The 12714-nt window shown below is 72.3% G+C and carries 13 protein-coding genes; 3 read left to right on the top strand and 10 right to left on the bottom strand.

Features of this window, described 5'->3' with window-relative positions; translation table 11 throughout:
* Nucleotides 1–102: 102 nt before the first annotated feature.
* From ACFY04_RS14000 to ACFY04_RS13990, 3 genes are read right to left on the bottom strand one after another with little or no spacing between them, the layout of a single operon-like run.
* A complete protein-coding gene (locus tag ACFY04_RS14000) occupies nt 103–1293 on the bottom strand; it encodes a lipid-transfer protein (RefSeq protein ID WP_389116569.1) in 1191 nt (396 codons plus the stop codon).
* Nucleotides 1290–1766 (bottom strand): Zn-ribbon domain-containing OB-fold protein, encoded by a 477-nt coding sequence (locus ACFY04_RS13995; protein WP_389116567.1) that lies wholly within the window; start codon nt 1764–1766, stop codon nt 1290–1292. The genes ACFY04_RS14000 and ACFY04_RS13995 overlap by 4 nt, the downstream gene beginning before the upstream one ends.
* 34 nt (nt 1767–1800) lie before the next feature.
* On the bottom strand, nt 1801–2169 hold the full coding sequence (locus ACFY04_RS13990; protein ID WP_389116565.1) for an Mpo1-like protein: 369 nt from the start codon (nt 2167–2169) through the stop codon (nt 1801–1803).
* 103 nt (nt 2170–2272) lie between these two features.
* Between ACFY04_RS13990 and ACFY04_RS13985 the strand changes: the two genes are divergently transcribed.
* Nucleotides 2273–2782, top strand: a complete 510-nt coding sequence (locus ACFY04_RS13985) for an NUDIX domain-containing protein (protein ID WP_389116562.1) — start codon at nt 2273–2275, stop codon at nt 2780–2782.
* A gap of 55 nt (nt 2783–2837) precedes the next feature.
* On the opposite strand, the gene ACFY04_RS13980 is transcribed toward ACFY04_RS13985, so the two are convergent.
* From ACFY04_RS13980 to ACFY04_RS13965, 4 genes are all read right to left on the bottom strand, one after another.
* The gene (locus ACFY04_RS13980) at nt 2838–3275 is read right to left on the bottom strand and encodes an SRPBCC domain-containing protein (protein ID WP_389116559.1); all 438 of its coding nucleotides are present in this window, start codon (nt 3273–3275) and stop codon (nt 2838–2840) included.
* Nucleotides 3276–3298: 23 nt separating this feature from the next.
* Nucleotides 3299–3643, bottom strand: coding sequence for an ArsR/SmtB family transcription factor (locus ACFY04_RS13975; protein WP_389116558.1), 345 nt, complete (start codon nt 3641–3643; stop codon nt 3299–3301).
* Complete coding sequence (locus ACFY04_RS13970; protein ID WP_389116556.1) at nt 3640–4125, bottom strand: SRPBCC family protein; 486 nt, start codon at nt 4123–4125, stop codon at nt 3640–3642. Before ACFY04_RS13970 ends, ACFY04_RS13975 begins: the two co-directional genes overlap by 4 nt.
* Nucleotides 4126–4313: 188 nt before the next feature.
* Nucleotides 4314–6662 carry a TIM-barrel domain-containing protein gene (locus ACFY04_RS13965; protein WP_389116554.1) on the bottom strand — a complete coding sequence of 783 codons (2349 nt, stop codon included), beginning with the start codon at nt 6660–6662 and terminating at the stop codon, nt 4314–4316.
* A gap of 221 nt (nt 6663–6883) precedes the next feature.
* On the opposite strand from ACFY04_RS13965, the gene ACFY04_RS13960 reads away from it, so the two are divergent.
* Nucleotides 6884–8860: an acetoacetate--CoA ligase gene (locus tag ACFY04_RS13960; protein WP_389116553.1), complete on the top strand. Its 1977-nt coding sequence runs from the start codon at nt 6884–6886 to the stop codon at nt 8858–8860.
* A gap of 62 nt (nt 8861–8922) precedes the next feature.
* Entirely contained in the window at nt 8923–9852 is a 930-nt protein-coding gene (locus tag ACFY04_RS13955; protein WP_389116551.1) for a hypothetical protein, read from the top strand.
* A gap of 70 nt (nt 9853–9922) precedes the next feature.
* Here the strand turns inward: ACFY04_RS13955 and ptsP are convergent, their stop codons facing one another.
* The 3 genes from ptsP to ACFY04_RS13940 all read right to left on the bottom strand — a co-directional run.
* Nucleotides 9923–11593 carry a phosphoenolpyruvate--protein phosphotransferase gene (gene ptsP / locus ACFY04_RS13950; protein ID WP_389116549.1) on the bottom strand — a complete coding sequence of 557 codons (1671 nt, stop codon included), beginning with the start codon at nt 11591–11593 and terminating at the stop codon, nt 9923–9925.
* A 74-nt stretch (nt 11594–11667) separates the two neighbouring features.
* The gene (locus ACFY04_RS13945) at nt 11668–12117 is read right to left on the bottom strand and encodes a PTS glucose transporter subunit IIA (protein WP_373040016.1); all 450 of its coding nucleotides are present in this window, start codon (nt 12115–12117) and stop codon (nt 11668–11670) included.
* A 337-nt stretch (nt 12118–12454) separates the two neighbouring features.
* Nucleotides 12455–12714: hypothetical protein (locus tag ACFY04_RS13940; RefSeq protein ID WP_389116547.1), on the bottom strand; the 260-nt coding region annotated here is incomplete at its 5' end.

Here is a 12714-nt window from a genome sequence, read left to right as displayed (position 1 = left end):
AGCTCTCACGGGGGGACCAGGGTCCCGGTCGCGGCGCGGGACTGTGGAGCGAGTGTGAACCTGCCGCCGGGGGCCGTCAAGCGTTCGGACAACACCGGCAGTTCAGCGCACGGCGACGACGGCCGACCCGTGCCCGAACAGCCCCTGGTTCGCGGTGATCCCGGCCCGCGCACCGGGCACCTGCCGCTCCCCGGCCGTACCGCGCAACTGCCAGGTCAGCTCACACACCTGCGCGATCGCCTGCGCCGGCACCGCCTCCCCGAAGGAGGCGAGCCCGCCACTGGTGTTGACCGGGATCCGGCCGCCCAGCGCCGTCGCCCCCTCCCGTACGAGCTTCGCCCCCTCACCCTCCCCGCACAGCCCGATGTCCTCGTACCACTCCAGCTCCAGGGCGGTGGACAGGTCGTACACCTCGGCGAGCGAGAGGTCGTCCGGACCGAGCCCCGCCTCCTCGTAGGCGGCGCGCGCGATCGAGGACCTGAACGACCCGGCCGCCGGGGCCACCGCCACCGCCGAGTCGGTGGCGATGTCCGGCAGGTCCAGCACCGACCGCGGATAGGTGGGCGTCACCGTCGAGACGGCCCGGATCCGCACCGGATCGGCCACCCCGTGCGCACGGGCGAAGTCCATGCTGGTGAGCACCAGGGCCGCGCCCCCGTCGGAGGTGGCGCAGATGTCGAGCAGCCGGAGCGGATCGGCGACCACCGCCGAGGCCGCGACCTCCTCCGCGGTGACCTGCTTGCGGTAGCGGGCGTACGGATTGAGCAGACCGGCCGCCGCGTTCTTCACCTTGACCTGGGCGAAGTCCTCCAGCGTGTCCCCGTGGAGGGCCATCCGGCGCCGGGCGTAGAGCGCGAAGTAGGCCGGGTTGGTGGCACCGAGCACGCGGAACCGCAGCCAGTCAGGATCGTCGGGCCGGTCGCCCCCCGCCGGGGCGAAGAACCCCTTGGGCGCGGCGTCCGCGCCGGCCACGAGCACCACGTCGGCCAGGCCGGCCAGGATCTGCGCGCGGGCGGCTCCGATGGCCTGGGCGCCGGACGCGCAGGCCGCGTACACGCTGGTGACCCGTGCGCCCTGCCAGCCGAGCGCCTGGGCGAAGGTGGCGCCCGCCACGTAGCCGGGGTAGCCGGAACGCACGGTGTCGGCGCCGACGATCGACTGCACCTGCGTCCAGTCCAGTCCGGCGTCGGCCAGCGCCGCCCGCGCGGCGGCCCGCCCGTATTCGACGAAACTGCGGCCCCATTTGCCCCAGGGGTGCATACCGGCCCCGAGGACGGCGATGTCGGCGCTCACTCGGCGCCCTCCACCGGCCGGAACTGCCAGGTGGTCCAGACGGTCCCGGGGGTCCCGGGGGTCCCGGCATCCTCGTTCAGCACGCCCCCGACCACCTCGACCTCCATGCCGACGGCCAGATCGGCGACCCCCACCCCGGGCGCGGCCTGCCCCAGGACCACCATCCCCTCGGCCTCCAGCTCGACCGCGACCAGGGTGTACGGCTCCCAGGGCGCGGCCGGGTCGGACACGTACGGCGCGGGCGGCCGGTAGCGCCCGTCGGTGTAGGACCAGACCCGGCCGCGGGGCGAGAGGGGGACCTCGGCGAGTTCACCGCCGCCGGGGCAGTGCGGATTGCGGCAGTACGCGTCCTCGCGCGGGAAGAACACCGCGGTACAAGCCGTGCAGCGGGTGCCGAGCAGCCGGAAGCCGCCGCCGTCCGGCGCGTCCTCGGTGAACCACCGGCTCACGACGGGTGTGCGTGTGCGTGCCACGATGCCCCTCCCTGGTCAGTAATCTGACGGATCGTCAGGAGTCTGCCACGGGTGACCGGCCCTGACACGGGTTCTCGGCAAGCCACTTCTGCGCGATCTCGCCCAGCTCCGCGTCGCGCCCGGCCAGCATCATCCGGATCATCTGCGCGTCCCCGCGCAGCGACCATCCGGGATGGCCGAAGGTGGCCGGATTGTTCCCCTCGATCAGGAAGTGCGCGGGCCAGGCGGTCCCGTACCCGATCAGGGGGAGGGCGGCGAGGTACCGCCGGCGGCCGCGCGTCAGCCCGTACACGGTCACGGCCAGGCCGGTGAGGGTGCCGGTGAGATGGATCCAGCGGGTGGCGGCGCGCGAGTGCATCGCGACGTAGTACGGCCAGAATTCCTCGTACGAGGTGAAAGTCATGCGGGCACGCTACTCACGGCCGCACGCGGGCGACAGTCTCCGGCAAGCCCCGGGAGCCCCGCAACGGCCCTCATCCCCATGCCCCTTGGCATACCATCGCCGGATGCCGGCACAGCTGAAGGACTCGCACTGCTCCACCTGCGGAGCCCCGTACTCCACCCCTGCGTGGCCCCGCACCTGCACGGCCTGCGGGGCGACCGCCTACCGCAACCCGCTCCCGGTGGCCGTCACCCTCCTCCCCGTCGAGGACGCGGACGGCACCGGCCTCGTGGTCATCACCCGCACCATCGAACCGGCCCTCGGCGGCGTCGCCCTCCCCGGCGGCTTCATCGACTTCGGCGAGGACTGGCGCGACGCGATCGTCCGCGAACTCCGCGAGGAGACCGGCATCACGGCCCCGGCCTCGGAGGTCGTCCTGGCCGACGCCCTGAGCTCCCCGGCGGGCCACCTCCTCCTCTTCGGCCTCCTCCCGGTCCGTCCGGCCGCCGACCTGCCCGAATCGAAGCCGACGGACGAGACCACGGGCTGGCACATCCTGCGCACCCCGTCGGTACTGGCCTTCCCCCTGCACACCCAGGCGGCGGCGTCCTGGTTCGCGGGCAAGTACGCCTGAGCCCGCCGCCCTGTGCCCGAGGCCGCTCGCAGCCTCGGGCACAGCGGGGCCGGGGTCAGTGCCAGTTGCTGATCTGTACGTCGCGCGGATGCGGTGCGCCGGAGCCCGTCTCCACCAGGGACTTCAGGCTCATCAGGAAGATCGCCCACTTGGTGCTGCAGTGGTTCATGAACTCGACCGGTTCGCGCCAGCCCGCGTGTGCGAACATGAGGATCGTCCACTCGCGGTCCTGGGTCAGCTCGAAGCTCACCGTGGTCCCGACCCACTCGGCCGGGCCGTCGACGACCTCCCACAGCACCCGCGCGTTCGGCCGCAGGTCGAGCACCTTCATGTCGAAGCCGCCGACGTCGCCGAACCGGAACTCCAGGACGCCGTCGCCGTTTCCGCTCGTGTCGGTCGTCCACCACGCGGCCAGGCCCTCGACCGTGGTGAGCGCTTCGTACACCTTCTCCGGGGTCGCCGTGATGCCTACCCGGTGCAGGATGTCCACCATCTCGCTCTCCTCACTTCTCCGTGTCACTTCTTCGCGTTCTCGGCCCGCTGGATCGCTTCGGCGAGGCTCTTGACGCGCCGCAGGCGGGCGTCCCACATCTCGCCGACCGAGTTCAGCTGCGCCACGGCCCGGGCCAGCTGGGCCTCGTCCACCTGATAGCGCTTCTCCCGTCCCGCCGGCGCGGACCGGACCAGTCCGACCCGGTCGAGCACGGCCAGGTGTTTGGTCACGGCCTGCCTGGTCACCGGCAGGTGCGCGCTGAGGGTCGTCGCGGTCCCCTGGCCGTCGGCAAGCAGAAGGTCGATCATCCGGCGCCGGGTCGGGTCACCTATCGCGGACCACAGGTCGTCGTCGACGGCGGTGCTCATCGCGCGGCCGCCAGCCGGTCGGCGGTCGCGACCAGGCGCGGCAGATAGAAGTCCCAGCCCTGCCGGTGGTCGTTGTAGTGGGCTTCGAGCACGGCGGCCTCCCAGCCCCGCTCGCGGAAGCCGCTCTCGCGGAAACGGACCATGGTTCCCGTCCCCGCGGGGACGAGCTCGAAGGTCACCAGCAGCGAGTTGCCCGGACCCACCGGCTCCGTTTCCGTCTCGTCGTAGGTCCACCGGAACGAGAACGTCCGCGGCGGGTCGGCCTCGACGACCGTGAACGGCGCGGACTGGTGCCCGCCGGTGTCCTGGTCCGTCCACGTGAGACGGCCCGCCGCGCCCGCGGCCGGCTCGAACGCGGTGGTCTCGGCACTCCACCACTCCCGGATGTGTTCGGGGCTGCTGAGCACCTCGAACACCACCTCGGGCGAGGCCTCGATGTGCAGCTCGCGTTCGATGCTCCCGTACTCCATGGCCGTCTCCACCTTTCCTTTCGCAACCTTCGGTTGCATATAAAGCTAACCCTCCTCCGACGGATGCGCAACAAATGGTTGCGCATCCGTCGGAGGCGGAGGCGGAGGCGGAGGCGGGAGGGCGGGAGGCGGAGGTGGGAGGGCGGGAGGCGGAGGTGGCAGCGGCACCACGGGCCCGTACGGCTACCGGCCCCGCACGCCTACAGGCCCCGTACGGCGACCCCCTCCACCGGGTTCCCCGCCTCGTCCTCCACCACCACCGCGTCCCCCAGCCACCGCACGGTGTACCGCTCCACCTCGCCCGCCTCGAAGCCCGGCCCCGGGTCCCGGATCACCACCCCGCCCCCCGTGCGCCCCCGCGCCGGAGCCCAGACCTCCAGCTCCACCCCGTCGCCGGAAGCGGCCCGCACCGGCAGCACGGCCCCCGCCCGCGCCAGCACCGGGATCCGGCCCTGCGGTGCGTCCAGCAGGATCTGGCCCGGGCCCTCGTGCGCCGCCCCGGTCGCCGTGTCGTACCAGCGCCCCCGTGGCAGGCGTACCGCCCGCCGGTCCGCCCCGCACTCCAGCACCGGCGCCACCAGCAGCGCATCACCCAGCAGGAACGCGTCCTCGCAGTCCCGCAACCGCCGCTCCTCCGGCGTCCCCCACCACACCGGCCGCACGTACGGGGCGCCCGTCCGCCGTGCCAGATGGGCCAGCGTCACGAAGTACGGCCGCAGCCGCTCCCGCTCCGCCATCACCGCCCCGGCCTGCTCCGCCACTTCCGGCCCGAACTCCCACGGCTCCCGCCGCCCCGCCCAGATCGCCGAGTGGGTCCGGAACAGCGGCAGGTAGGCCCCCAGTTGCATCCACCGCACGTACAACTCCGGCGACGGGGACCCCCCGAACCCGCCGACGTCCGGGCCCGAGTACGGCACCCCGCACAGCCCGAGCCCCAGCACCAGCGCCAGCGAGGCCCGCAGCCCCTCCCAGCTGGACTCCACATCTCCCGACCACGTGCCCCCGTACCGCTGCATCCCCGCCCACCCCGACCGGGAGAACAGGAACGGCCGCTCGGCGGGGCGCAGCCGCACCAGCCCCTCCCACCCCGCCCGCGCCATCGCCAGCGCGTACACGTTGTGCCCCTCGCGGTGGTCACCGCCCGCCCCGTCCAGTGCGTGCCGCGCCGACCTCGGCAGCGTCGTGTCCCCGAACGGCGCGAAGGACACCGGCTCGTTCATGTCGTGCCAGAAACCGGCGAAGCCCTGCGCGAGCCGCTCCTCGTACAGCCCGCCCCACCACTCCCGCACCGCCGGATCCGTGAAATCCGGGTACGCGCACTCGCCCGGCCACACCTCACCGCGCACCTCCCCGCCCCGCGCGTCCCGCACGAAGGCCCCGCCCGGCCCCACCGTCAGCCCCGACGCGTGCACCCCGTCGCCCGCCTTCACCGCCGGGTCCACGATCGACACGAGCCGCACCCCCAGCTCCCCCAACTCCCGCGCCAGCTCCGGCAGATCGGGGAACCGCCCAGCGTCCACCGTGAACACCCGGTGCCCGTCGTAGTGATCGATGTCCAGGTGTACGGCCGACAGCGCGAGCCCGCGCGCCGCGTACCCCGCCACCACCCGCCGCACCTCGTCCGCGCTCCCGAAGCCCCACCGCGCGTGCTGGTACCCCAGCGCCCACTCCGGCGGCACCGCGGCCGCGCCCGTCAGCCCCGACCACCCCTGCAGCACCCGCGCCGGCGTCCCCACCAGCACCCAGCACCGCAGCGGCCCGCCCTCCATCCGCAGCTCGCTCGCCCCCGGCCGGTCCGCCCCCGAACCGGCGCCCTCCTCGCCCTCGTGCAGCACCACCCGCCCGTCCCACGAGTTGTCGTGGAACACCAGATGCGTCCCCGCGTCCGCCACCACCAGCTGCACCGGCATCGTCAGGTACAGCGGATCGACCCCCGGCCCGAAGCCCCCCTTCGGATCCGTGTTCCACAGCCGGTACGCCCCGTCCCGCAGCCGCGGCCCCGCGGCCCGCCCGCCCAGCCCGAAGAACCGCGCGTCCGCCGGCACCTCGCTCCGCTGCAGCCACCGCGCCGCGCCCATCCGCGGATCCACCGGCTCCCACCACCGCGGCGGCGCCTCCCGCCGCAGCACGGTCCCGCCCGGCGTACGCACCTCCAGCGCCCCGTGCCGCGACACCGCCACCGTCACCCGCTCCGACACCACCCGCCAGCCGCCCCCGGTGTCCGGCTCCAGCACCGCCCGCGGATCCGGCTCGGGGCCGTCGCCCACCACCGCGTACGAGGGCGTCGGCCCGGCCCCGTCCCAGCTCCAGAACACCGCGCCGCCCACCATCACCCGTACCAGCAGCTCGGAGCGCGCGAACCGCAGCACGCCCCCGCCCGGCCGGGCCTCCGTACCGGTCAGCAGCCCCGGCACGCGCGCCCGCTCCGCGCCCCGGCGCGGAAGCCCCACCGCGTCCGAGCGCCGGTGGCGCCACGCCGAGCGCCAGGCGCGCCGACCGCGCTCCGTACCGATGTCTTTCACCGCACGTACCAGATCACGACCGTCCATGCCGCTCACCCTGCCACCGGCCCCCGGCCCAGGGGACGGCGTTCAACTGCCGTTCACCCGCCGGCGGCATCCCCATGCCGATCACCCGACCCGCCAGGACAGCCCTGGTGCAGCGGACGATCACATGGCATGGTCCCTGTGAGCCGCCGCGCCCACACCCCCGCGCGACGGCACCGTACGCACACGAAGCGCGAGCCGCAGACTTGACCGGGAGCCGACCCATGACCTCAGCCACGCAGCCGGAACCCCTCTGGGCGCCGGGCCCCGACCGGATCTCCGCGGCCCGGATCACCGCCTTCCAGGCCTGGGCCGCCGAGCGCCACGGAGCCCCCGCAGACGGCGGCTACCCCGCCCTGCACAGCTGGTCCGTCGACGAGCTCGACACCTTCTGGCAGGCCGTAGCCGAGTGGTTCGACGTGCGCTTCACCACCCCGTACACATCCGTCCTCGCCGACCGGTCCATGCCCGGCGCCCAGTGGTTCACCGGAGCCACCCTCAACTACGCCGAGCACGCCCTGCGCGCCGCCGAGGACCCGGCCCGCGCCGGTGACGCCGCCCTGCTGTACGTCGACGAGACCCACGAGCCCGTCCCCGTCACCTGGGCAGAGCTCCGCCGCCAGGTCGGCTCGCTCGCGGCCGAACTGCGCGCCCTCGGCGTACGCCCCGGCGACCGGATCAGCGGCTACCTCCCCAACATCCCCGAGGCCGCCGTCGCCCTGCTCGCCACCGCCGCCGTCGGCGGGGTCTGGACCTCCTGCGCCCCCGACTTCGGAGCCCGCAGCGTCCTCGACCGCTTCCAGCAGGTCGAGCCCGTCGTCCTGTTCACCGTGGACGGCTACCGCTACGGCGGCAAGGAGCACGACCGCCGCGACACCGTCGCCGAGCTCCGCGCCGACCTCCCCTCCCTGCGCGCCGTCGTCCACATCCCGCTCCTCGGCACGCCCGCACCCGCAGGCGCCCTCGACTGGTCCGCGCTGACCTCGGGCGACACCGAGCCCGTCTTCGAGCCGGTCCCCTTCGACCACCCCCTCTGGGTGCTGTACTCCTCCGGTACGACCGGCCTCCCCAAGGCCATCGTCCAGTCCCAGGGCGGCATCCTCCTCGAACACCTCAAGCAGCTCGGCCTGCACTGCGACCTCGGCCCCGGGGACCGGTTCTTCTGGTACACCTCGACCGGCTGGATGATGTGGAACTTCCTCATCTCGGGCCTGCTCACCGGTACGACCGTCGTCCTCTACGACGGCAGCCCCGGCTACCCCGACACGGGCGCCCAGTGGCGCATCGCCGAGCGCACCGGCGCCACCCTGTACGGCACCTCCGCCGCCTACGTCATGGCCTGCAGCAAGGCGGAGGTCCACCCGGCCCGCGACTTCGACCTCTCCGCCGTGAAGTGCGTGGCCACCACCGGCTCCCCGCTCCCGCCCGACGGCTTCCGCTGGCTCCACGAGGAGGTCGCCGAAGACCTCTGGATCGCCTCCGTCAGCGGCGGCACCGACGTGTGCAGCTGCTTCGCGGGCGCCGTTCCCACCCTCCCGGTGCACATCGGTGAACTCCAGGCCGCCTGCCTCGGCACGGACCTCCAGGCCTGGGACCCCTCCGGCAAGCCGGTCATCGGCGAGGTCGGCGAACTCGTCGTCACCAACCCCATGCCGTCCATGCCGATCCACTTCTGGAACGACCCCGACGGCAGCCGCTACCGCGACAGCTACTTCGAGATGTTCCCGGGCGTCTGGCGCCACGGTGACTGGATCACCATCACCGACCACGGCTCGGTGATCATCCACGGCCGCTCCGACTCCACGCTCAACCGCCAGGGCGTCCGGATGGGCTCCGCCGACATCTACGAGGCCGTCGAACGCCTCCCCGAGATCAAGGAATCCCTGGTCATCGGCCTGGAGGAGCCGAACGGCGGCTACTGGATGCCACTCTTCGTCCACCTCGTCCCCGGCGCGACCCTCGACGACGACCTGCGCGCCCGGATCAAGGCGACGATCCGCGAGGAACTCTCCCCGCGCCACGTCCCCGACGAGATCATCGAGGTCCCCGGCATCCCGCACACCCTCACCGGCAAGCGCATCGAGGTCCCGGTCAAGCGCCTCCTGCAGGGCGCCCCGCTCGCCAAGGCGGTCAACCCGGGATCCGTCGACAACCTCGACCTCCTCCACTTCTACGAGGAGCTGGCCCGCACCCGCGGCTGAGGCCACTGTCAGTGGTGATGGTTACTCTGAGTGAGTAAGTGATTGCGAACTCAGGGGGAGCCATGCCACGCAAGAACGACACCGGTACGCCCACGGGCACGCACCGGACCCGCACCCGCACCACCGACCGGCGCCGCCTGCTGCGCCGCGAGGTCCCCGGCACCGTCGGCCTACTGGCCGACGCCGGGGACTTCGCGGCCATGCGCGGCTACCGCAGCTTCACCTTCGACGACCACCAGGACTACCTCCACCACGTGGACGGCCTGCTCAGGTCCCTCGCGGCCCAGGGCATCCACACCACCGTCGCCCTCTTCGACCCCGAGGAGTACGCAGAGTTCTGCGGGGAGACCGGCCTCGACCCGGACACCGCCGAAACCCGCGCCCGCTTCACCGCCGAGCTGGCCGGCAGCGGCGCCCTCCTGCCCTACGGCGGCCAGCCCATCGACGAGCTCGTCCCACTCCTCGTCGACGAAGCGCTCCGCCGGGCCACCTGGGAGTACGCCACCGGCCTCCTCGCCGAGGTCGGCCACTGCGCGGACTGCGGCGAGGACATCGGCCACGCCTCCTTCGACCGCGCCACCGACGCACTCAAACGCCTCGTGGCCGGCGCCGGACCCGGCCACCACCACTTCGTCTGCAGCATCCCGACCGAGGCCCGGCAACTCGTCGCAGTCCTGCACGCCGACACCACCGGCGACCCGGACACCCCGCCCCGCATCGAAAGCCGGGAAGGCCTCGACTTCGTGACGGTCCTCGCCGCGGGACTCGCCCTCGGCGGCACCGGGGGACTGGTGGTCCGCACCACCGGTGAGGGCCGCGGGGACCGGGTCCACGGCTGGCGCCTGGACCGCGGCCGGCTCACCGCCCTGTCGGCCGCGGCCGTCTTCAACGCCTACTGCACCGACGCCGACACCGGAGACCCCGTCGCCCCCGAATCGGGCGTCGAATACTGCCCGGGCTACGAGGTAGACGTACCCGGACCGCACCACTGACCGGTCCGGGACGGACCGAGGGGCCCTCGCCACCGGCGAAGGCCCCTCGCAACCGCACCACATCCTCCGGCTACTCGCCGGACAGCACCGCCTGCGCGGCCACCCGGGCCTCCTCGGCACTGTCCGCCGCACGAGCCGCCGCCGCGGCACGCTCGCACTGGGCCAGCGTGTGCTTGGCGAGCGTTGCCCGCACATAAGGAATCGAAGCGGCACCCATCGAAAGAGAGGTGACACCCAGACCGGTCAGCACACAGGCCAGCAGCGGATCGGAAGCGGCCTCACCACAGACACCGCAGCTCTTGCCCTCCGCCTTGGCGGCATCCGCCGACATGGCGATCAGGTCGAGCAGCGCCGGCTGCCACGGGTCCTGGAGCCGCGAGACGGCGCCGACCTGACGGTCGGCGGCGAAGGCGTACTGGGCCAGGTCGTTCGTACCCAGCGACAGGAACTCGACTTCCTGGAGGATGGAGCGTGCCCGCAGCGCGGCGGAAGGGATCTCCACCATCGCGCCGAACTTCGCCTTCAGACCGGCCTCCCGGCAGGCGTCCGCGAAGGCCTTGGCGTCGATCCGGTCGGCGACCATCGGGGCCATGACCTCGAGGTAGACCGGCAGCCCCTCGGCCGCCTTGGCCAGCGCGGTGAGCTGCGTACGCAACACGTCCGGGTGGTCCAGCAGCGAGCGCAGCCCGCGCACACCCAGCGCCGGGTTGGGCTCGTCGCCCGGCGTCAGGAAGTCCAGCGGCTTGTCGGCGCCGGCATCGAGCACCCGCACGACGACACGGCCCTCGGGGAAGGCTTCGAGCACCTTGCGGTAGGACTCGATCTGCTTCTCCTCGGACGGCGCCTTCTTGCTGTCGTCCAGGAACAGGAACTCGGTGCGGAAAAGACCCACACCCTCCGCCCCTGCCTCGACGGCGGCCGGCACGTCCGCGGGACCGCCCACATTGGCCAGCAGCGGCACCTTGTGACCGTCGGAGGTCGCACCCGGACCGGACGACGCGGCCAGAGCCGCCTTGCGCTCGGCGGCCGCGGCCTCGAGCTCGGCCCGCTTCTGCGGCGACGGGTCCACGAACAGGTCACCCGTGCTGCCGTCCACCGCGATCATGGTGCCCTCGGCGATCTCACCGGCACCCGGCAGCGCCACGATCGCGGGCACGCCGAGCGCCCGCGCGAGGATCGCGCTGTGGCTGGTCGGCCCGCCCTCCTCGGTCACGAAACCGAGGACGAGCGCCGGGTCGAGCAGCGCCGTGTCGGCGGGAGCCAGGTCCCGCGCGATGAGCACGTACGGCTCGTCGCTGTCGGGCACGCCGGGCATCGGCACACCCAGCAGCCGCGCCACGATGCGGTTGCGTACGTCGTCCAGGTCGGCCACCCGGCCGGCCATGTACTCGCCGGCCCCCGCGAGCAGGTCGCGGTACGCGGCGAACGCGTCGTACACACCGCGCTCCGCGGTGCTGCCGACGGCGATCCGCCGGTCGACGTCCGCCATCAGCTCGGGGTCCTCGGCGATCATCGCCTGGGCCTCGAGCACGTGCTGGGCCTCGCCACCGGCCAGCTGGCCACGCGCGACCAGATCGGCCGCCACGGCACTCACGGCCTGACGGGCGCGCCCCTGTTCGCGCGCCGCCTCATCCGCGGTGATCTGCCTGGCCGGCGGCTCCAGAACCGCCGTGCCCATGTGCCGCACCTCGCCGATCGCCACCCCGTGGCTCACGCCGACGCCTCGCAGCGTTGTCTCCATTTCACCCGTCTCCGATTGAGCGGCGGGCCGAGCCGCCGCGGTGGATGTACGACTCGCCTGTACAGGCGGACGCGTCACTGCCAGCTGAAGAGAGCGTCGTCAGCCTTTACGTCGCCGGATTCGACGACGTCGGAGAGGGATTCGGCCGTCGCTTCCAGCGCCACGACGGGGCAGATCGGCGACTTGCCGGCTTCCTCGACAGCGGCGGGGTTCCAGCGGATGACGGCCTGGCCGCGGGTCACGGTGTCGCCCTTGTTCACGAGGAGCTCGAAGCCCTCGCCGTTGAGCTGGACCGTGTCGATCCCGAGGTGCGTGAGTACACCGTGCCCCTCGCTGTCGACGACTACGTACGCGTGCGGGTGCAGGGAGACGACCACACCGTCGACGGGGGACACCGCCTCCGACGGCTCACGCACGGGATCAATAGCGGTGCCCGGTCCCACCATCGCGCCGGAGAACACCGGATCGGGCACTGCCGCGAGTCCGATGGCGCGCCCGGCAAGTGGGGACGTCACGCTGGTCATGGGGGCCTCCCAGGGGTGGGGCTCTTCGTGTCGCCGTCACTACCTGTCGCGAACGGCGTACTCTTCAGAAGGATATGGCACTAGATGTTCGGGTTCGCCCGATGTAGGTCCTGATCCGGGCGTCTCCGTTGGCACGGAGACTAGTGGACTAGACCGGTGGACTAGACCATACGCCTGAATCGATTTGCTTGGGCACCCCCAGAGCTGTACTGTCGTGACTCCCGCCAGGACGCCTCGTGTGAACTTCTCGCGAACGGCCGATGGACGGGACTCCTCCTCTTCAGCATCGATCTTGATCCCCTTCTTTTCGTATGCCTTTTCGGTAATGCGAGAGTGGTCAGGGAGAAGGAAAATCGCTGATAGAGTCGGAACCGCCGGAAAGGGAAAGCGCGAAAGCGAATAACCTGGAAAGCGCCGAGGAAGTCGGACACGAAAGAGTCTGATAGAGTCGGAAACGCAAGAACAGAACGAAAGCCCGGAGGAAAGCCCCAGCCGATGTGCTGAGGGTGAGTACAAAGGAAGCGTCCGTTCCTTGAGAACTCAACAGCGTGCCAAAAATCAACGCCAGAAGTTGATACCCCGTCCACTTCGGTGGAT

It is taken from the genome of Streptomyces sp. NPDC001549 (assembly GCF_042894025.1).
GTDB classification, from domain to species: domain Bacteria; phylum Actinomycetota; class Actinomycetes; order Streptomycetales; family Streptomycetaceae; genus Streptomyces; species Streptomyces kutzneri.
This window is presented reverse-complemented; position numbering and strand designations above follow the sequence as displayed.

Bases quoted from the DNA above. Each gene is read 5' to 3' on its own strand.
- ACFY04_RS13960 (WP_389116553.1), top strand. From the start codon at position 6,884: ATGACCTCAGCCACGCAGCCGGAACCCCTCTGGGCGCCGGGCCCCGAC.
- ptsP (WP_389116549.1), bottom strand. From the start codon at position 11,593: ATGGAGACAACGCTGCGAGGCGTCGGCGTGAGCCACGGGGTGGCGATC.
- ACFY04_RS13985 (WP_389116562.1), top strand. From the start codon at position 2,273: ATGCCGGCACAGCTGAAGGACTCGCACTGCTCCACCTGCGGAGCCCCG.
- ACFY04_RS13955 (WP_389116551.1), top strand. From the start codon at position 8,923: ATGCCACGCAAGAACGACACCGGTACGCCCACGGGCACGCACCGGACC.
- ACFY04_RS13945 (WP_373040016.1), bottom strand. From the start codon at position 12,117: ATGACCAGCGTGACGTCCCCACTTGCCGGGCGCGCCATCGGACTCGCG.
- ACFY04_RS13980 (WP_389116559.1), bottom strand. From the start codon at position 3,275: ATGGTGGACATCCTGCACCGGGTAGGCATCACGGCGACCCCGGAGAAG.
- ACFY04_RS13965 (WP_389116554.1), bottom strand. From the start codon at position 6,662: ATGGACGGTCGTGATCTGGTACGTGCGGTGAAAGACATCGGTACGGAG.
- ACFY04_RS13990 (WP_389116565.1), bottom strand. From the start codon at position 2,169: ATGACTTTCACCTCGTACGAGGAATTCTGGCCGTACTACGTCGCGATG.
- ACFY04_RS13975 (WP_389116558.1), bottom strand. From the start codon at position 3,643: ATGAGCACCGCCGTCGACGACGACCTGTGGTCCGCGATAGGTGACCCG.